At 66.1% G+C, this 20217-nt stretch carries 15 protein-coding genes, 1 tRNA gene and 2 riboswitches; of the genes, 10 read left to right on the forward strand and 6 right to left on the reverse strand.

The genetic code is table 11. The features are described from left to right. Positions 1–26: 26 nt before the first annotated feature. Positions 27–908 (reverse strand): BadF/BadG/BcrA/BcrD ATPase family protein, encoded by an 882-nt coding sequence (locus PI86_RS06785; RefSeq protein ID WP_039320153.1) that lies wholly within the window; start codon positions 906–908, stop codon positions 27–29. Positions 909–1049: 141 nt separating this feature from the next. Here PI86_RS06785 and PI86_RS06790 point away from each other — a divergent pair, with 141 nt between their 5' ends. Then, on the forward strand, positions 1050–1652 hold the full coding sequence (locus PI86_RS06790) for a DNA-3-methyladenine glycosylase I (protein ID WP_039320228.1): 603 nt from the start codon (positions 1050–1052) through the stop codon (positions 1650–1652). 279 nt (positions 1653–1931) lie between these two features. On the opposite strand, the gene rpsU is transcribed toward PI86_RS06790, so the two are convergent. After that, positions 1932–2144 carry a 30S ribosomal protein S21 gene (rpsU, locus tag PI86_RS06795; protein ID WP_006401410.1) on the reverse strand — a complete coding sequence of 71 codons (213 nt, stop codon included), beginning with the start codon at positions 2142–2144 and terminating at the stop codon, positions 1932–1934. Positions 2145–2682: 538 nt separating this feature from the next. On the opposite strand from rpsU, the gene PI86_RS06800 reads away from it, so the two are divergent. From PI86_RS06800 to PI86_RS06815, 4 genes are all read left to right on the forward strand, one after another. Next, complete coding sequence (locus PI86_RS06800; RefSeq protein ID WP_039320157.1) at positions 2683–3513, forward strand: flagellin N-terminal helical domain-containing protein; 831 nt, start codon at positions 2683–2685, stop codon at positions 3511–3513. Positions 3514–3686: 173 nt separating this feature from the next. Beyond that, positions 3687–5153, forward strand: coding sequence for a flagellar filament capping protein FliD (gene fliD, locus PI86_RS06805; RefSeq protein ID WP_039320160.1), 1467 nt, complete (start codon positions 3687–3689; stop codon positions 5151–5153). 46 nt (positions 5154–5199) lie between these two features. Continuing rightward, a complete protein-coding gene (locus tag PI86_RS06810) occupies positions 5200–5499 on the forward strand; it encodes a flagellar protein FliT (RefSeq protein ID WP_039320231.1) in 300 nt (99 codons plus the stop codon). A gap of 98 nt (positions 5500–5597) precedes the next feature. Next, on the forward strand, positions 5598–6377 hold the full coding sequence (locus PI86_RS06815) for a glycosyltransferase family 2 protein (RefSeq protein ID WP_039320163.1): 780 nt from the start codon (positions 5598–5600) through the stop codon (positions 6375–6377). A 56-nt stretch (positions 6378–6433) separates the two neighbouring features. Here PI86_RS06815 and PI86_RS06820 read toward each other — a convergent pair whose 3' ends face one another. The 3 genes from PI86_RS06820 to PI86_RS06830 form a co-directional block, all read right to left on the reverse strand. Continuing rightward, a complete protein-coding gene (locus tag PI86_RS06820) occupies positions 6434–8248 on the reverse strand; it encodes an O-linked N-acetylglucosamine transferase, SPINDLY family protein (protein WP_039320166.1) in 1815 nt (604 codons plus the stop codon). Positions 8249–8472: 224 nt separating this feature from the next. Further along, positions 8473–12135, reverse strand: coding sequence for a beta strand repeat-containing protein (locus PI86_RS17840; protein WP_039320168.1), 3663 nt, complete (start codon positions 12133–12135; stop codon positions 8473–8475). 473 nt (positions 12136–12608) lie between these two features. Next, positions 12609–12684: transfer RNA gene (locus PI86_RS06830), tRNA-Arg, on the reverse strand. 252 nt (positions 12685–12936) lie between these two features. Between PI86_RS06830 and PI86_RS06835 the strand changes: the two genes are divergently transcribed. Next, a complete protein-coding gene (locus PI86_RS06835; RefSeq protein ID WP_039320169.1) occupies positions 12937–13836 on the forward strand; it encodes a c-type cytochrome in 900 nt (299 codons plus the stop codon). A gap of 105 nt (positions 13837–13941) precedes the next feature. Here PI86_RS06835 and PI86_RS06840 read toward each other — a convergent pair whose 3' ends face one another. Next, entirely contained in the window at positions 13942–16029 is a 2088-nt protein-coding gene (locus tag PI86_RS06840) for a UvrD-helicase domain-containing protein (RefSeq protein WP_039320172.1), read from the reverse strand. A 460-nt stretch (positions 16030–16489) separates the two neighbouring features. Between PI86_RS06840 and PI86_RS06845 the strand changes: the two genes are divergently transcribed. From PI86_RS06845 to gcvH, 4 genes are all read left to right on the forward strand, one after another. Continuing rightward, positions 16490–17542: an oxidoreductase gene (locus PI86_RS06845; protein WP_039320173.1), complete on the forward strand. Its 1053-nt coding sequence runs from the start codon at positions 16490–16492 to the stop codon at positions 17540–17542. 201 nt (positions 17543–17743) lie between these two features. Further along, the gene (locus tag PI86_RS06850; protein ID WP_014895537.1) at positions 17744–18112 is read left to right on the forward strand and encodes a hypothetical protein; all 369 of its coding nucleotides are present in this window, start codon (positions 17744–17746) and stop codon (positions 18110–18112) included. A gap of 110 nt (positions 18113–18222) precedes the next feature. Then, positions 18223–18326: riboswitch (glycine riboswitch) on the forward strand. 32 nt (positions 18327–18358) lie between these two features. After that, a riboswitch (glycine riboswitch) is annotated at positions 18359–18492 on the forward strand. An 84-nt stretch (positions 18493–18576) separates the two neighbouring features. Next, complete coding sequence (gcvT, locus tag PI86_RS06855) at positions 18577–19695, forward strand: glycine cleavage system aminomethyltransferase GcvT (RefSeq protein WP_014895536.1); 1119 nt, start codon at positions 18577–18579, stop codon at positions 19693–19695. A gap of 126 nt (positions 19696–19821) precedes the next feature. Next, on the forward strand, positions 19822–20202 hold the full coding sequence (gcvH, locus tag PI86_RS06860; protein ID WP_039320176.1) for a glycine cleavage system protein GcvH: 381 nt from the start codon (positions 19822–19824) through the stop codon (positions 20200–20202). Positions 20203–20217 lie beyond the last annotated feature (15 nt).

Raw genomic sequence — 20217 nt, forward strand, 5'->3', positions numbered from 1 at the left:
TCACTCAGCCCGCCCAGCCAACCGGCTCAGCCCGCTTCAGCCACCTTCAACGCCCGCAGCGCGAGCCGCAGCGCACCGTGCGCGGAATCGTCGAGCGGCGCGCGCAGCCGGGCAGCATGACGCGCCGGAACGGCCGGTGCGAGCGCGTCGGCCAGCCCGCCGCACAGCGCGACCGGCAGCGCCTGGCGTGGATCGAGCGCGTCGATCATCTTGCCGATCTCGTCGCCGGCCTGCGCGATCAGCGCGGCCGCATAAGGATGTGCGCGGTGCGCAAACACGATCGGCGCGAGGCGCGCGTAGATCGTCTGGTTCGCATCGCACGACCACTGAACGAGTGCGTCGCGATCGTGCGCGCCCGTTTCCGCGAGCAGCGCGCCGGCGAACGCATCGCGCGGCACGCGGCCGTCGAGCGCCTGCTGCGCGTAAGCAAGCGCGCGCACGCCGAGCCACGCGCCGCTCGCCTCGTCGCCGGACGGAAAGCCGAAGCCGCCCGCGATGTGGCACTCGCCCGCTGCGTCGAGCGCCGCCGCGATGCTGCCCGTGCCGAGCGCGACGATCAGCCCCGGCGCGCCGCCGTGCGCGCCGACGACGGTCGTATAGGCGTCGCTCTCGATCGCGAGCGCGTCGAGTGGCGCCTGCGCCCGGAAGGCTGCCAGCCATGCGGCATTGTTGACGCCCGCGAGCCCGCAGCCGAGCGCGCACTGCGACCAGTCGACCGCGAGCCCCGCCCGCGTGAACGCGTCGGCACAGGCCGCGCCGATCGATGCCCACGCGCGCTCGATGCCGAGACCGAGCCCCGACGGGCCGCCGCGCCCCTGCGCGAGCTCGCGCCCATGCCGGTCGGCCAGCACCGCACGGGTGCCGGTGCCGCCGCCGTCGATGCCGATCGCAAAAAGTAATGCCGTCATGCGTTGATCCTGCTGATTCAAACAGGCGCCAAGCTTAACCGGAACCGCGCCGCGCGCCCATCTGCCGTTCGGCCGGCTATCCCGTGAATGGGGCTTCCGCTATGCTGGCGCGATCGAATCGACACTGGAATGAGGCTGACGATGTCGCAGCGGTGCAACTGGGTGAAGACTGAAGCGGACGCTCACTATCACGATACCGAATGGGGCGTGCCGTCGCACGACGATCGCCACCTGTTCGAAATGCTGATCCTGGAAGGCGCGCAGGCGGGGCTGTCGTGGTCGACGATCCTGAACAAGCGTGCCGGCTATCGGGAGGCGTTCGCCGACTTCGAGGTCGATGTGGTCGCGCGCTTCACGCCGAAGCGCATCGAAAAGCTGCTCGAGAATCCCGGCATCGTGCGCAATCGCGCGAAGGTGGAATCCGCGGTGACCAACGCGCGGGCCGTGCAGCGCATTCGCGAAGATCACGGGTCGCTTGCGCAGTTCCTGTGGTCGTTCGTCGACCATACGCCGATCCAGAACGCATGGCAGTCGTATCGCGACGCGCCCGCATCGACTGCCCAATCCGATGCGCTCAGCAAGGCGCTGAAGGCGTACGGCTGCAAGTTCGTCGGTTCGACGATCTGCTACGCGCTGATGCAGGCAACCGGGATGGTCAACGATCACGAGACCGGCTGCCCGTGCCACGCGGCCTGCGCGGCGCTCGGCGGCAAGCAGCCGGCCCGGCGGCGCAAGGCCGGTTGACGGCGGCAAGACCTGTCCGGCTGGCCGGGTTGGCGCATCGGCATGCCGCGGGCGATCCGCGCACGGCGAGCTCGCGCGCGAAGCGCGATTTCCGAATGAGGGCAGCGGCGGCCGAACCCGTTGGCTGGCGGCGGAACCGCCGTGCCGTCGCCGTTTGACGACCGATCGGCCGCCTTTTCGCTCCGATCCGCAACCTTTTTCCGGCCCCGAAAAGCAAAACGGCGGAGCGGCTTCTTTCGAAGCACGCTCCGCCGTTTCGCGGCAAACCGTCAGACGCTCTTAGTGGAGCTTCTTCGGCAGCATCTGGCTGCGCAGGCGCTTGTGCAGACGCTTGACGGCTGCTGCCTTCTTGCGCTTGCGGACTGCGGTCGGCTTTTCGTAGGACTGGCGTTCGCGCAGTTCAGCGATCAGGCCATTTTTTTCGATAGCACGGCGAAAGCGGCGAATCGCCACTTCGAACGGCTCGTTTTCTTTCAGAAGAATCGTCGTCATGTCGTTCCTAAATTGCTTAAACGGTCAAAAACGTAGCGGCCAAGCGCCACGCACCGGCCATCCGAGCGTCCCCCAACAGGCGAAACGAGCGGAAATACGGCCTCGGAGGCCGGAAAAGAGAGGCGGAAAGCACCGCGAGTACGCTTCACAACCGCGTGCAGCGCCGCGTTTGACTGCCAGCAGGAATGCCTAACGGCATAGGCGTGACAGAAAATCTCAATTCAGCCCGCCATCATAGCAGGAAATCACAGACAAAACTACCCTTTTGTCGATCCCGGTTCGTCGCCCTGCATGGCGCGGCCGCATACGTCACCCGACAAGGCCGTCTCTCGCACCCGCCGAAATCGCTGCCGGCCATGCCTGGCGCGGACTTCGCGGCGACGACACCCTTCAGTCCCGAATTTCCTCGAACATCCCTCTAAAGTTTTCGCCGGGTGCCGCCGTCAACCAGGAAAGGCGGGCAGCGCCACTCGCGATAAAGCGCAACGCCGAAAACGAACCTGTCTGTACTCAGGCATTTTCCAAAACGAGGACGCAAATGCTGAACATCAATACCAACATTTATTCACAGACCGCTCAAACGAACCTTTCGTCGACGCAGAACGCGCTGTCGCAAGCGATCAACCGCCTGTCGTCGGGCAAGCGCATCAACTCCGCGGCAGATGATGCAGCAGGCCTCGCGATCTCGACGACGATGCAAGCGTCGATCAACGCATACACGCAGGGCGTGTCGAACGCGAACAACGCCGTGTCGATGGCTCAGACCGCATCGAGCGGCCTCTCGGCAATCACCGCCGACTTGCAGCGTATCCGCCAGCTCGCTGTTCAGGCATCCGATTCGTCGATCGGCGCAGCCGCTGCAGGCAACCTCGACACCGAAGTGCAAGCGCGTATCACCGAAATCGGCCGTATCGCGAGCCAAACGACGTTCAACGGCATCAACCTGCTGGACGGTAGCGCGAACAGCGCAGGCTCGCCGCTGACCTTCCAGATCGGTGAAAAGGCTGGCCAGCAACTGTCGCTGGACCTGAGCGGCAAGTACGATACGACGACGCTCGGCCTGGCCGGCGGCAGCGTGACGAGCGTCGCCAACGCGCAAACGATGATGACCACGATCGACACCGCGCTCGGCACCGTCAACACCGCGCAAGCTCAGCTCGGTTCCGACATCAACATCTATCAGGCAGCGATCTCGCAGACCACCGCGCAATCGACGAACCTGAACGCAGCAAGCGCGCAGATCACCGACGCGAACTTCGCGCAGGAGACCGCCAACCTGTCGAAGGCACAGGTGCTGCAGCAAGCCGGCATTTCGGTCCTCGCACAAGCGAACTCGATGCCGCAGCAAGTGCTGAAGCTCCTGGGCTAAGCACGCCGGACGGCGCGCGCCGCGGGATCGCGAACGACGCGGCGCCGCCACCGGAACGGGAACGCCCGTCCTCCCAATGCTTATCCGATCACGTCGGGTAAGCATTTTTACTTTTTCGTGCTTCGCGCACGACGTCGCCCTGCCCCAGCTTCGCGCAGGACCAATCTCATCGAATGGAGTCCTACATGTCGACGACTACCACCACATCGGCGAACAGCGCACTGGCGGCAGCCGCCCAATCGATCATCAGCGGCGTGACGAATTCGAACACGGACGTCTCGTCGCTCGTGTCCGCGCTGGTCGCAGCGAAGACGTCCGCACAAACGGCCCAGAACACCAATCGGCAAACGCTCGACAACACCACGCTGTCAGCGATCGGCTCGCTCAAGTCGTCGCTTTCGTCGTTGCAAAGCGCACTTTCCGGCCTCACCGACGGCTCGGCGCTGTCAAAATTCACGGCATCCGCGAGCGGCAGCGGCCTCACGGCCACCACGTCGACGGGGGCGGTCGCGGGCAGCTACTCGATCGCAGTGACGCAGGTGGCGACGGCGCAAAAGCTCTCGTCGATCACGGGCATTCCATCGGCGAACGCGGTCGGCACCGGCAATCTGACGATCCAGCTCGGCAGCGGCACGCCGATGACTGTCGCGATCAAGTCCGGCACCAATACGCTCGCCGACATCGCCAATGCAATCAACACGGGAAGCGGCAATCCGGGCGTGACCGCCACGGTCGTCACGGGCACGGACGGCTCGCACCTCGTGCTGACGTCCAACGTCACGGGCGGGGCAAACACCATCAAGGTGTCGACCAATTCGACGGACGGACTGGCTGCGCTGGCAACCGTCGATAACACGGGTGCGGCGACAAACAATTACAACGAGACGGTCACCGCGCAGGACGCGCAGCTCTCGATCGACGGCACCAGCGTGGTTAGCGCGAGCAATACCATCACGGGCGCGATTACGGGCGTGACGATCAACCTGTCTGCTTCGTCGGCAAAAACGACCCAAACGCTTTCGGTCTCGCCGGACAACACCACCGCCACCAATACGATCAACGCGTTCGTCTCCGCGTACAACGCGTTCGTCAACACCGCATCGTCGCTGTCGAGCTTCAATTCAAGCGCAGCCGCAGGTAGCCAGGGTGGCCCGCTCATCGGCGATTCGATGCTGAATTCGATCGTCAACACGCTGTCGACGAAGGTCGCCCAGGGCGTAACGAGCGGCGGCAGCACGGTCAGCCTGAGCGCGATCGGCCTCAACCTTCAGCCGGACGGCACGCTCAGCGTCGACAGCGCGGCCCTGTCGTCGGCGCTGGCGAACAATCCGTCATCCGTAGCGACTGCGTTCAACGCGACCAACGGCGTGGGCGCGACGCTCAACAACAACATCACGACATTCCTGCAGACGGGCGGCATCATCGACACGCGCGTCACGGCGTTGAACCAGGATCTCGCCGATGCGAAAACGCAGGCCACGACGCTGCAGACTTACGCCAGCCAGCTCACCGATCAGTACAATACGCAATTCACCGCGCTCAATACGCTGATGGCGAAGATGCAAAACAATTCGCAATACCTGACGCAACTGTTCGGCGGTACCAACAGCGCTGGCGCGCTGGCCACGAACAAGGCATAGCGGCAGGCGACGCCACGGCCGGATCAACATGGGAGAAAGCATGACGATGGACTCGACCACTCTGCTGGAGCACGTGTGGTCGCTCACGCAGGCAATCGAACATGCGGCATCGATGGCCGACTGGCCGGGCGCGGCGCGCCTCGTCGAACAGCGCTCGCCGCTGCTGATGTCCCTGGCCGCCCCGCAATCGCCCGACGCGCTGGCGATCCTGAAGCGCATCGAGGCGATCGACGCGGCCGTGATGGCGGACGCGCAAACGACGCGACGGGAGTTGCAGGCCGAGTTTCAGGCGGCTATCGGCCGCACCGAAGCAGCACTGCAATATCAGCGGATCGCGGGTTTCTAAACGAACGCCCTGGTGCCCGCCGCGCCTGACGATCTCGCGTCATCGCCCGGCGGGAACCTCTCGCCGGACGAGCGGATTCCACTCATTACCAGTTCATCGTGTTTACCGTCATCATCGCCACCCACGACCGGCCACTGCTGCTGCGCCGGGCGTTGCAGTCCCTGATCGACCAGACGTGGCAGGACTTCACCGTCATCGTCGTCTCCGATAGCGCGACCTACATGCCGCCATTCGAGGAGTTGTCGGCATTGCACGGGCGCTACGTCCACGTGATCCGCAGCGGCGCGCCCGGGCCGGCCGAAAGCCGCAACATCGGACTCTCGCTCGCCAAATCGCGCTATGTCATGTTCCTCGACGACGACGACACGCTTGAACCGACGCACCTCGACGCGCTGGCCCGAAGCATCGGCACCGACGAGCCGGAAATCCTGTTTTGCGATTTCAAGGTCTGTTACGAGGATCGCACGACGCATCCGCCACGCACCACCTCGATCGAAACGGTGCGCATCGGCGACGTCGACGCGGACAGCGTCTACGTGCGGAATCGCGTGCCGAATAGCTGCATCGCGTATCGCGAGGACGTCGTCGCGCACGTCCGATATGCGACCGATCTCGAGATTTACGAAGACTGGGACTTCCTGCTCGCTTGCCTTTCCGGACGCGCAATGGTTCATGCCCCGCTCAGCTCCGTCGTCATTCACAAGAGCCCGGCCGGCGCGCAGGAGAACATGCGACGCGGCAATACGCGCGACGATCTGATCGCCTCGACGATGCTCGCGCTCTACGAGCGGCATCCAGCCCCCAATACGGACGTTCGCCTGAACCGCCAACGGCTGATGGCCTCGGCGGGCATCGTGCTGGATCTCGACTACTTCTGACCGGCGGCGCGATCCGGCGGTCGGCCTGCCGGGGGGGCGGCCGACCAGAGCACCGATCAGTCCAGCGCGCCGATGAGACGCGAAAAATGCGCCTCGAGGTTGTTGACGAAGCGCGGCGTGTCGAACAACACGCCATCCCTGCGCTCGGCGTTCAGCACCGCTCGCAGGCGCCGGCACTCGTTCGGCGCACTCGCGAGCGCCACCGCCTTCTCCTCGTATGCCTGCAGATCGTAGGTGATCAATTCCTCGATGCCTGCGGCGGTCAACATCGCGCCCGCCATCCGCGATGCGAAGCTCCTGCCCGAGAGCGTCAGAACGGGCAGGCCCATCCAGAGCGCGTCGTTCGCCGTCGTGCCCGCGTTGAACGGGAAGGAATCGAGGAACAGGTCCGCGACCGCAAACCGGGCAAGATAATTCTCCGGCGAGACGCGGGACGCAAAGACGAGGCGTCCGCCGTCGATGCCGTGCCTGGCCGCTTCCTTTCGCAGATTGGCTTCGGCCCACGGATTGTCGGCAAGCAGCCAGAGCACGCTTGCCGGCACCCGCTGCAGGATCCGCATCCAGGCGCCGAACACCTCGGGCGTGAACTTGTAATTGTTGTTGAACGAACAAAAGACGAAGCCGTCTTCCGGCAGGCCGCAGCTTGCGCGCGAGGGCGCCGGCGCACTGACCCGCTTGCGATCGCTGACCTGGTAAATGTCCGGCATGTACAGCGGCTTCTCCGAGTAGAAGTGCGCGTACGCTTCGGGAATCAGGAACCGGTCGGCGATCACATAATCGATATACGGCAGGCCGGTCGTGGCCGGCAAGCCCAGATACGTGATCTGGATGGGCGCCGGCCGATAGGCAAGCAAGTCCGTGCGTGCGCCGAGCGTCTGCCCGTGCAGGTCAACGACGATGTCGATCTCGTGTTCACGGATCAGCTGAGCGGCGGCCTCGTCGCTCATCGCGTCGATGCGATGGAAATGATCCATCGACTGGATGATCCGCTTGCGCAGCGCGGAGCCGTCATCGCGCGACCAGCAATAGCCGTACACCTCGAAACGCCGCCGGTCGTGCAGTTCGAACAGCTCGGCCGTGAGCATCGAAACGGGATGCAGGCAGAAATCCGACGAAAGATACGCGATCCTGATCTTCTCGTGACCGTATGCCTTCTTGCCGGACAACGCGGGTACGTCGACGTTGATCTTGGTGTCGACGTAATGCCGGGCCGCCGACAATTGCTCCGCCGGATCGTCCGACTGGCTGATCATCGCCAGTGCGGAAGTCGACCGCCGCATGAGGTCCGGATCGACGCCCTCGACGGGCGCAAACACGGGCCACTCGCACTGCTTGCCGCGCAGGAATACCCAGTGGTGCAGCACGTCCGGCTGGTTCGGCTCCATCCGCAAACTTTCCGTCAGGCACACCAGCGCATCGGCGTAGCGCCGTTGGTTTTCATGGACACGCCCGAGGTTGTTGAGCGCCGACAACCGCAGCGGCCGTTGCTCGGGATGATCAGCCGACGCGTGCTCCACGACCCACGTCCATTCCGCGATCGCCGTGTCGAGCTCGTTGGCGCGCTCGCACATGACACCCAGATTGAAATGCGGATGAATGAAATCGGGCGCGAGCTCGATGGCCGTGTAGTGCGCCTTTTTCGCGGCCTCGATGTCGTTGGCGTTGAACAGCGCGACACCGAGGTTGAAGTACACGAAATGATTGAACGGCGCGGCATTGCGCTCGAGCCAGGTGCGGTAAAGGACCGCCGCCAGCTCGAACTGCCGGCTCGCTTCGAGCGCGCCCGCGCGCTCGAAGAGACCTGTCATGTCGATCTTGCCGTGCCACGCGAGCAGAAGATCGGCAGCAAAATTTTCTTCAGACGAAACCATGACTTCATTCATACGTAACACCGTAAGGTACGGCAGTCCGCCGGACGGCTGCCCGCCAGCCCCCGCGCAGGCACGACGACGCGCCGCCGCCCCGCCTGCCCGGGACGCGCGGCTGCCACCATGTCACGCGTGGCCGGCAGTTTAACCGGCCAGTACTCGCGCCTTGCCCAACAGCGGTGAGGCGGGATGGCGCCGGGAACCCCGGCGCCATGCAACGCGATCGATCAGAAGTGGAGCTGCTGGGTCTGATCGGTCGTCAGCGCCCCCACCTGCGTCGACGTCAGCGCGTGCACCTGGGTCGTCGTCAACGCAGCCACCTGATCGGTCGTCAGGTTATGCACCTGGGCCGTCGTCAACGCAATCACCTGACTCGTCTTCAACGCCGCGATCGACGCCGTGGACAGCGCCGCGGTCTGCGTCGTCGTCAGCGCAGCAAGGTCAGCCGTCGTCAGTGCCGCCACCTGCCCCGTCGTCAGCGCCTTGACCTGATCGGTCGTCAGGCCGTTCTGCACCTGGTTCGTCGTCAGCGACGCGATCTGCGTGTAGCTCAGTGCTGCCGCCTGAGCCGTCGTCAGATTCTGCAGCTGGTCCGTGCGCAGTGCCGCAACCTGATTCGTCTTCAGCGCAGCCACGTCGGCCGTCGACAGCGCAGCCGACTGCGCCGTCGTCAGCGCGGCGACGTCGGCCGTCGTCAACGCGGCCGCCTGCGCGGTCGTCAGCGCCTTGACCTGGTCGGTCGTCAGGCCGTTCTGCACCTGATTCGTCGTCAACGCTGCCACCTGCGCGGACGTCAGCGCACCTTCCTGCGCCGCGCTCAGGTTGGCGATCTGCGTCGTCGTCAGTGCCGCGACCTGCGTCGGCTTCAGCGCCGCGAATGCGGCCGTCGTCAGCGCGTTCACCTGATCGGTCGTCAGCGCCTTGACCTGGTCGGTCGTCAGCGACGTCACCTGCGCGGTCGTCAGGGCCTTGACCTGGTCGGTCGTCAGGTTCTGCACCTGCGTCGTCGTCAACGCTGCGACCTGCGTCGCTTTCAGCGCCGCGACGTCGGCCGTCGTCAGTGCCGACGCCTGCGCGGTCGTCAGCGCCGCGACGTCAACCGCCGTCAATGCCGCTGCCTGCCCCGTCGTCAGCGCCTTGACCTGATCGGTCGACAGGCCGTTCTGCACCTGGTTCGTCGTCAGCGACGCGATCTGCGTGTAGCTCAGTGCTGCCGCCTGAGCCGTCGTCAGGTTCTGCAACTGGTCCGTACGCAGTGCCGCAACCTGATTCGTCTTCAGCGCAGCCACGTCAGCCGTCGACAGCGCAGCCGACTGCGCCGTCGTCAGCGCGGCGACCTGCGCGGTGGTCAACGACGACGCCTGCGCGGTCGTCAACGCCTTGACCTGGTCGGTCGTCAGGCCGTTCTGCACCTGATTCGTCGTCAACGCAGCCACTTGCGCGGTCGTCAGCGCGCCGGCCTGCGCCGTGCTCAGGTTGGCGATCTGCGCCGTCGTCAGCGTTGCCACCTGCGCCGGCTTCAGCGCCGCGAATGCGGCCGTCGTCAGCGCGTTCACCTGATCGGTCGTCAGCGCCTTGACCTGGTCGGTCGTCAGCGACGTCACCTGCGCGGTCGTCAGGGCCTTGACCTGGTCGGTCGTCAGGTTCTGCACCTGCGTCGTCGTCAACGCTGCGATCTGAAGACCCTTCAGCGCTGCGGCATCGGCCGTCGACAGCGCAGCCGCCTGCGCGGTCGTCAGCGCCGCGACGTCAGCCGTGGTCAGCGCCGCAGCCTGCGCCGTCGTCAGCGCCTTGACCTGATCGGTCGTCAGGCCGTTCTGCACCTGATTCGTCGTCAACGCGGCCACTTGCGCGGACGTCAGCGCACCTTCCTGCGCCGCGCTCAGATTGGCGATCTGTGCCGTCGTCAGTGCCGCGACCTGGGTCGGCTTCAGCGCCGCGAATGCGGCCGTCGTCAGCGCGTTCACCTGATCGGTCGTCAGCGCCTTGACCTGGTCGGTCGTCAGCACCGATGCCTGCGCGGTCGTCAGCGCCTTGACCTGATCGGTCGTCAGGTTCTGCACCTGGGTCGTCGTCAGCGCGACGATCTGGGGCGTTTTCAGCGCCGCAATGTTCGCCGTCGCCAGGGCCGTGACTTGCGTCGTCGACAGCGCCGTTACATCAGCGGCCGTCAGCGCTGCGGCCTGCGCGGTCGTCAGCGCCTTGACCTGGTCGGTCGTCAGGCCGTTCTGCACCTGATTCGTCGTCAGCGCCGCGACCTGCGAGGTCGTCAGTGCACCTTCCTGCGCCGCGCTCAGGTTGGCAATTTGCGCCGTCGTCAGCGCCGCCACCTGCGTCGGCTTCAGCGCCGCGAACGCCGCCGTCGTCAGCGCGTTCACCTGGTCCGTCGTCAGCGCCGACACTTGCGCCGTCGTCAACGACTGCGCCTGCGCAGTCGTCAGCGCCTTGACCTGATCGGTCGTCAGGTTCTGCACCTGGGCCGTCGTCAGCGCCACGATCTGGTTCGTCTTCAGCGCCGCCACGGCGGACGTCGTCAGCGCAGTCGTCTGCGTGGTGGACAACGCCGTCACGTCAGCAGCCGTCAGCGCCGCAGCTTGCGCGGTCGTCAGCGCCTTGACCTGATCGGTCGTCAGGCCGTTTTTCACCTGCGCGGTCGTCAATGCCGCGACCTGGCCGGTCGTCAGCGCGCCTTCCTGCGCCGCGCTCAGGTTGGCGACCTGCGTCGTCGTCAGCGCCGCCACCTGCGTCGGCTTCAGCGCCGCGAATGCGGCCGTCGTCAGCGCGTTCACCTGGTCCGTGCTCAGCGCCGCGATCTGCGCCGTCGTCATGGCTGACGCCTGCGCGGTCGTCAACCCGTGGATCTGATCGGTCGACAGGCCGTTCTGCACCTGCGCCGTCGTCAGCGCCGCGATTTGCGAGCTCGTCAGTGCCGCGGCCTGAGCGGTCGTCAGGTTCTGCACCTGGTCCGTCCGCAGCGCCGCAATCTGAGTCGCTTTCAACGCGGCCACATCGGCCGTCGACAGCGCGCTCGACTGCGCCGTCGTCAGCGCGGCGACCTGCGCCGTCGTCAACGCCGCGGCCTGCGCGGTCGTCAGCGCCTTGACCTGGTCGGTCGTCAAGCCGTTCTGCACCTGATTCGTCGTCAGCGCCGCTACCTGCGCGCTCGTCAGCGCACCTTCCTGCGTCGCGCTCAGGTTGGCAACCTGCGCCGTCGTCAGCGCCGCCACCTGCGTCGGTTTGAGCGCCGAGAACGCCGCCGTCGTCAGCGCGTTCACCTGATCGGTCGTCAGCGCCGCCACTTGCGCCGTCGTCAAGGCGGCCGCCTGCGCGGTCGTCAGCGCCTTGACCTGATCGGTCGTCAGGTTCTGCACCTGCGTCGTCGTCAAAGCAGCGACCTGGTTCGTCTTCAGCGCCGCAACATCGGCCGTCGTCAGCGCAGTGACTTGCATCGTCGTCAGCGCCGCTACGTCAGCCGTCGACAAGGCGGCGGCCTGCGCCGTCGTCAGCGCGTGGATCTGGTCCGTCGTGAGGCCGTTCTGCACCTGGCTGGTCGTCAGCGCCGCCACTTGAGCGCTCGACAGCGCACCGGCCTGGGGGGCGCTCAACTTCGAGAGTTGATCGGACGTGAGTGCGGCAATCTGGTTCGCCTTGAGCGCGGCAATGTCAGCCGTGTTCAGCGAGCCGAGCTGGTCGGAGCTGAGAATCGCGACAGCCGTCGTGCTGAGGCTGACGACTGCCGACGTGGTCAGCGCAGCCACCGAGTCGGTAGTCAGCGCCTTGACCTGGTCGGTCGTCATTGCGCTGATGTCGGTCCCAGTCAGCGCGTGCGCCTGCGCCGTCGTAAACGCCGCGATTTGCGCCGTAGACATGCCGGTTACGATCGAAGTCATGCTTCATCCTTTCCAAGTTCGTTGTTCAGAAGCGGCATGCCCGAGACTGGCCCCCCGTCAGCCGACGCTTTACTTTGATTTGGCCCTATCCTGCACCCGACTGATTAACGACCATGGAGCGACAAACTTTAGGTAGATCCGACGATCGATCGAATCTACCGGGACAGCGCGAGACAATGCCGATGCAGCGGCAGGATTTGAATGCGTTCTGAAAGAATTCACGAGCCCGTGACGGCCATTTCGCATCCGGCGTCGGCCGGTGGCTGCGTGAGCAATGTGCTTGTGTTGAAGTGAAGCGGCGGAAGCGTCTGGATCGTTCGCGAACGGGCTAGCAGCGCAAGCTGTCGTATAGCTGACGCGCTCGCTGTCGATGCCGAGCCAACCGGCGCGCGTTGCCCTCACGTTGCCCTGGTTAGGCACGCGAGATGAACGATCAAAAAATGAAATCGATACGAAGAATGCTCGATCAGGCTTGGCGCGCCCGGCTGGGATCGAACCAGCAACCCCTGCCTTCGGAGGGCAGTACTCTATCCATTGAGCTACGGGCGCGTGTGACAGTGAAACGACCCTGATAAACCGGCCGCCCACCATTGGCAAGACGGCAAGGATACCCGGTTTCCCATGATGCGTCCACCTTGCCCGCCGAATCCCCGCCGGGCCGCCATTCGTGCGGGTAAACACGCGCCTTCGCACCGCTCGCCGTGATGTAAACGTTCCGTCTATAATCGTCCGTGCTTCATTGGACTGCCATTTTGCCGTTGCACCGCGCTCACAATTCCTATTCATGGAGACGAGGCAAGCATGAGCGAAGCACCCCACGAATCTCCCGTCAAAACTCCCGGGCAACTGATTGCCGTTGTCATCGCATCATTCGCGATTCCGATCGCCCTGATCGTCCTGTTTGCCACCTATGCCAACCATGCGTTCCGTTCGGGCGCCGGCACGGATGCGCTATCCGATCAACAGGTCGCCGCGCGTATCGCACCGCTCGCGCAGGTCGACGTGAAGGACGCCAATGCGCCCCGCACATACAAGACCGGCGAGGAAGTCTACAAGGCCGTGTGCGTGACCTGTCACGGCACGGGCGCCGCGGGCGCACCGAAGTTCGGCAACAAGGACGACTGGGCGCCGCGCATCTCGCAGGGCTTCGATACGCTGCTGAAGACGGCGCTGTCGGGCAAGGGCGCGATGCCGCCGCGCGGCGGCACGAGCCCCGACGACGTCAGCGATTATGAAATCGCGCGCGCGATCGTCTACATGGCGAACAACGACGGCGCGAACTTCCCCGAACCGGCTGCCCCGGCCGCCAACGCGGCGCCGGCAGCGAGCGGCGCAGCAGGTACGGCAGGCGCATCGGGCGCCGACGCGTCGAACGCGCAGGCTGCCGCCGCGATGGCCGCAATCGCCGCGATTCCGAAGGCCGGCGAAGCGCCCGCGGCCGCGCCGACCAGCGCCGACGCCGCATCGGCCGGCAAGGCGCTGTACACGCAGGTCTGCCAGGCGTGCCACGCGGCCGGCGTGCTCGGCGCACCGAAGTTCGGCAGCAAGGAAGACTGGGCGCCGCGCCTGAAGGACTCGATGGATACCGTCTACAACTACGCGCTGCACGGCAAGGGGGCGATGCCGCCGAAGGGCGGGTCGACCGCGCCCGATGCCGACGTGAAGGCGGCCGTCGACTATATGGTCAACGCGTCGAAGTAACGCCTGCCGACCAGAAAAAACCCCCGCGATGCACACGCATCGCGGGGGTTTTGTTTTGCCGGATTGCCGGATTGCCCGGGCGTCAGTTGGTCGACCCGCGCCGCATCACTTCTGCAGCAGCGCCTTCAGGCTCGCGAGCCGGTCCTTCGGCGTCATCGGCGCCTCTTCCGGCGTCGGCGGCGGCGCTTCGTCGAGGCCCATCTCGGGGATGAAACGCGACGGCTCGCACACGACCGTCTCGCGCGCCCGCTTGCGCTTCTTGCACCAGTTCAGGTGCAGGCTGCGCTGCGCACGCGTGATCGCGACGTACATCAACCGGCGCTCCTCCTCGATCCGCTCGCTGTCGATCGGGCCGTCGTCCTCGCTGCCGCCGCGGTGCGGCATGATGCCCTCTTCGACGCCGACCAGGAACACGTGCGGATACTCGAGCCCCTTCGACGCATGGACGGTCGACAGCCGCACGGCGTCCGGATCCTCGTCCTTGCCTTCCAGCATCGACATCAGCGCGACGGTCTGGATCAGGCCGAGCAGGTTCTTGCCGGTATCGGCCAGCCCGTCTGCGTTGTGGAACCCTTCCGCCTCGCCGTCGACGGCCTCCGTCTCGGGCTTCGTGCCCTTGCGCTTCAGCCACTCGAGGAATTCGAGCACGTTCTGCCACTTCGACTGCGCTTGCCGCTCGTCGAACGCGTCGTACAGGTAGGCCTCGTAGTGGATGGCCTCCATCATGTCATCGAGCACGACGGTCGCGGGATCCTTGTCCGCGCGATCGGTCAGGCGCTGGATGAAGTCGCAGAACATCCGCAGCGGCTCGACCTGGCGCGCGGACAGCCGCGCCTCGATCCCGCCCATGTACACGGCCTCGAACAGCGACACCTTCGCCTGGCCCGCGAACGAACCGAGCGCCTCGAGCGTCGTGTTGCCGATCCCGCGGCGCGGGGTCGTGATCGCGCGGATGAACGCGGGATCGTCGTCGGCGTTCGCGATCAGGCGCAGGTACGCGCACAGGTCCTTGATCTCGGCCTTGTCGAAGAACGACTGGCCGCCCGACAGCACGTACGGGATCCGCTCGCGGCGCAGCACCTGCTCGAAGATCCGCGCCTGGAAGTTGCCGCGATACAGGATCGCGTAGTCCCGGAACTGCGCGCGCCGCTCGAACTTGTGCGCGGACAGCCGGAACACGACCGATTCGGCTTCATGCTCCTCGTCGTTGCACGGCGTGACGGTGATCGAGTCGCCCATCCCGTGCTCGGACCACAGCTTCTTCTCGAACAGCTTCGGGTTGTTCGCGATCACGTTGTTCGCGGCGGTGAGAATCCGCACCGTCGACCGGTAGTTCTGCTCGAGCTTGACGAGGTGCAGCTTCGGGAAATCCTTGCCGAGCTGCGCGAGGTTCTCGAGCGTCGCGCCGCGCCAGCCGTAGATCGCCTGGTCGTCGTCGCCCACCGCGGTGAACGCGGCGCGCGGGCCGGCGAGCAGCTTCAGCAGCTCGTACTGGCACGCGTTGGTGTCCTGGTATTCGTCGATCAGCAGGTAGCGCAGCTTGTTCTGCCAGCGGTCGCGCACCTGCTCGTTCTTCGCGAACAGCTCGGCCGGCAGGCGGATCAGGTCGTCGAAATCGACCGCCTGGTATGCATTCAGCGTCGCGACGTAGTTGCGATAGACCAGCGCCGCCTGGTGCTCGTCCTCGTTGGCCGCGATCGTCATCGCCTCCTCGGGCATGATCAGGCCGTTCTTCCACAGCGAGATGGTGCTCTGGATCTTGCGGATCAGGCCCTTGTCGGTGGTGCCGATCTGCTCCTGGATCATCCCGAAGCAGTCGTCCGAATCCATGATCGAGAACTGCGGCTTCAGGCCGACGTGCTCGGCTTCCTGGCGCAGGATCTGCACGCCGAGCGAGTGGAACGTGCACACGGTGAGCTGGTTGACGGGCACCTTGCGGCCTTCCTTGCCAGGCGTGGTGAGCGTCTTGCCCTCCAGCAGCTTCGAGACGCGCTCGCGCATTTCGGCGGCTGCCTTGTTCGTGAACGTGACGGCGGCGATGTGGCGCGGCTCGAAGCCTTTCGCTTCGATCAGGTGCGCGATCTTCTGCGTGATCACGCGGGTCTTGCCGCTGCCCGCGCCGGCGAGCACGAGGCAGGGCCCGTCGAGGTAGCGCACCGCTTCGTTCTGAGCGGAGTTGAGGCCTGCGGACATGATGGCGGATGATGTGGCGGTTGACGGCGGGACGCCGGGAGGATGCCGCGCGCGGCAGGCCTGGGATGCAGGCGGATACGCGGGCTGGACGCGCATGTTAACACGTCGGCGGCGCACTTTTCGGGCGCCCCGCCGGACGGGGCCGATCGGACAGGTGGCCGCTTCGCCCCCCTGTCCGATCGGCCAATCCGACCCCATCTGTGCGCCGATCGGCCACAATGAGCACACGCCCAGCGGCACGCGCGCCGGCCGTGCACGGCACCGCCGGTCGCACGGTCAGCGTACGTTGCACACTGCGGCGCTGCGCAAAATGCCGGCTGCGGCCGTGCGTGCGCCGCATCGTGCCGCGCGTTTTGCCGAACGCGCCGGTGCATGCCGCCGCACCATGCCAAAATAGCCGGTCGTCCGCGCGCCTTCGCGGCGCGCCATCCTTTCGTTCCGTTCGCAGCCAGGGATTGCCATGTCGTCATTGCTCAGGATTGGTTTGATGGGTTTCGGTTTCGCCGGCGCGACGTTCCACGCGCCCGTGATCGCCACGAGCGGCCGCACCGAGGTCGCCGCGATCGCGACGGGGCAGCCCGATCGCGCGCGCGTCGCGTACCCGGACGCGCGCATCGTCCCCGATCTCGATGCGCTGCTCCGCCTCGACGACATCGACTGCGTGGTGATCGCCACGCCCAACGACACGCATTTCACGCTCGCGCGCCAGGTGCTCGAAGCCGGCCGCCACGTCGTGGTCGACAAGCCGGTCACGCTCACCGCCGACGAAGCGCTGGCGCTCGCGCGGCTCGCGAACGCGCGCAGCCGCCTGTTCGCACCGTTCCACAACCGCCGCTGGGACGGCGATTTCCTCACCGTGCGGCGCATCGTCGCGTCGGGCGAACTCGGTCGGCTCACCTATTTCGCGTCGCACTTCGACCGCTTCCGGCCGACCCCGCGCACGCGCTGGCGCGAGGAGCCGGCACGCGGCGGCGGCCTGCTGCTCGACCTCGGCCCGCACCTGATCGACCAGGCGCTCGCGCTGTTCGGGCTGCCGGAGACGGTCAGCGCCACGGTCAAGACGCGTCGCGACAACGGCACGGCGCCCGATTTCGTGCACCTGCTGCTCGGCTATCCGGACAAGGATGTCGCGCTGCACGCGAGTGCGCTGTCAGCGATCGAGCCCGCGCGCTTCACGCTGCACGGCACGCGCGGCAGCTACCAGAAGTTCGGGCTCGACACGCAGGAAGACCAGTTGAAGGCCGGCCTCACGCCGGACCACGTCGAGTTCGGCGGCGGCAACCCGCCCGGCGTGCTGCGCGTGCTCGACGGCGAGGTCGAGGTCGAACGGCCGGTGCCGACGCTCGACGGCCAGTATGCGGAGTTCTACCGCGCGCTCGCCGCGTCGGTCCACGACGGCGCGCCGTTCCCGGTCACGCCGCAGGACGCCGTCGACGTGATGACGATCATCGAGCTCGCCGCGCAGAGCGAGCACGACGGCCGCCGGGTACCATTCGTGCGCCGGACGGTCTGACGCCCGCCGGCCGGACCGATACCGGTCCGGCCGCACGTCGCCATCCCGCGGCGCACACCGGTAGCGGCCACGCGTCAGCCGCCACGGCGGCTCCGTCCCGAACATTCCGTTACAAATGGTGCGGGAACGAAAGTCAGCGGTCGTCCGGTCTGACGCGTTTCTCAAAAAGTCGATCCGACACCAAACCGTCAGGAGAATGTGATGCAACGGTTGATTCGCGCAGCGGCATGCTGCGTCCTGGTTTCCTCACTCGCGGCCTGTGTCGTACAGCCGCAGCGGCCGGCCCGACAGGCACCTCCGCCCCCGCCGCGGCCGAATCCGCAGGTCGTCGCGAACGATCGCCTGCAGGAGGTCCAGGGCCGGATCGACAACCTGCACCGCCGGATCGACGCGCGCGTCAACGGCGGCTACTACCCGCCGCCGTACGGCGCGCAACTGCACCACCGCCTCGACGTGATCCGCCAGGAAGCGAATGACATGTCGGCCCAGCACAACGGCGGCCTGTCCGGCGACGAGCAGCGCGTGCTGAACCAGGAACTCGACACGACCGTGCGCGCAATCGGCGAGTAACGCAGCCGCCCCGGCGGCTCAAAAGGCGGCGGCGCCCCACGCCGCCGCTTGTCGCGAAGCGACATTCTTTTGCTCAAATTGACAATGCCCACCCGCTCGCGTACAGTCGCCCGCACGCGTCGGGAGAGCGTGTGACCGCGTAGCTAGCAACGCCGGTCGCGCCGCCGAAGGGGCACACCCGCAAACTCTCAGGCAAAAGGACCGACCGCGTCGGGGAATCCCGTCCGCGCATTGCGCGGGCCGCACTCCCCGCACTCTGGAGAGCGGCAGTAGCCCGTTGCGCGAATGCAGCGCGGGCAGGCTGCCCACCGAAGGGGCGCGCGTTCGCCGGCTTGTGGCCGCGGCGCAATCTCTCAGGTATCGAGGACAGAGGGGCATGTACCGGATCGCTCGCAGGCCGCTGGCCGCGACGGTCGGCACATGGCCGTTCTGACCCGCGCGCAAGCGCCTTGCCTGAGGCCTCGATGACTGCACTGAATCACACCCCGCTCAACGCCGCGCACCGCGCGCTCAATGCCCGCATGGTCGACTTCGGCGGCTGGGACATGCCCGTCAACTACGGCTCGCAGATCGAAGAACACGAAGCCGTGCGCACCGACGCCGGCATGTTCGACGTGTCGCACATGTGCGTCGTCGATTTCACCGGCAGCCGCGTGCGCGCGTTCTTCGAGCACGCGATCGCGAACAACGTCGGCAAGCTCAAGACCCCCGGCAAGGCGCTCTACTCGTGCCTGCTCAATCCGCAGGGCGGCGTCATCGACGATCTGATCGTCTATTACTTCACCGAAGACTTCTTCCGCGTCGTCGTCAACGCCGGCACGGCCGAGAAAGACATCGCGTGGTTCAACCAGCTGAACGAACAAGGCGGCTACGGCCTGACCATCGCGCCGCGCCGCGACTTCGCGATCGTCGCCGTTCAGGGCCCGAACGCCCGTGAAAAGACCTGGACGACGGTGCCCTCCGCACGCGCCGCGACGAGCGAGCTGAAGCCGTTCAACGCCGCGCAGGTCGCCGCCACGCCGTTCGGCGACCTCACCATCGCGCGTACCGGCTACACCGGCGAAGACGGCTTCGAAGTGATCGTCCCGGCCGTGCACGTCGAAGCCCTGTGGAACGCACTGCAGCAAAACGGCGTGCGCCCGTGCGGGCTCGGCGCACGCGACACGCTGCGCCTCGAGGCCGGCATGAACCTGTACGGCCAGGACATGGACGACAACGTGTCCCCGCTCGACGCAGGCCTCGCGTGGACGGTCGACCTGTCGGCGCCGCGCGAGTTCGTCGGCCGCGCCGCGCTCGAGCGCGACGGCACGCGCGCCGCGTTCGTCGGCCTGATCCTGCAAAAGGAAAACGGCAAGGCGGGCGGCGTGCTGCGCGCGCACCAGAAGGTCGTCACGCCGCACGGCGAAGGCGAGATCACGAGCGGCACGTTCTCGCCGTCGATGCAGGAATCGATCGCGTTCGCGCGCGTGCCGGCGGCCGTCCAGGTCGGCGACACCATTCATGTGCAGATTCGAGACAAGCAACTTCCCGCGCGCGTGGTAAAACTGCCGTTCGTGCGCAACGGCAAGGTCCTCGCTGCGTAACGACCGGGAAGCGACCGGCAGGCCGCCTCCCGGGAAGCCGGGAAATGGCGCCCGGCGCAACCACACCCGGCTCGCCCCCGCGGCGCGCCAGCATAACGAACATACCCTTTTATCCAGGAGCATCCGATGAGCAACGTCCCGGCCGATCTGAAGTACACCGACGAACACGAGTGGATCCGCACCGAAGCCGACGGCACGCTGACGGTCGGCATCACCGATCACGCGCAGAGCACGCTCGGCGACATCGTCTTCCTCGAACTGCCGCAAGTCGGCAAGTCGGTGAACGCGGGCGACGCGGTTGGCGTCGTCGAATCGGTGAAGGCGGCATCCGACATCTACTCGCCGGTGTCCGGCGAAGTCGTCGCCATCAACGAAGAAGCCGCCGACTCGCCGGAAGAAGTGAACAGCGACGCATACGGCGTGTGGCTGTTCAAGATCAAGCTCGCGGCCGGCACCTCGACCGACAAGCTGATCGACGCCGATGCCTACAGCAAGCTGATCGACTAATTTTCCTTACCCGAA

Source organism: Burkholderia sp. A9, assembly GCF_000801975.1.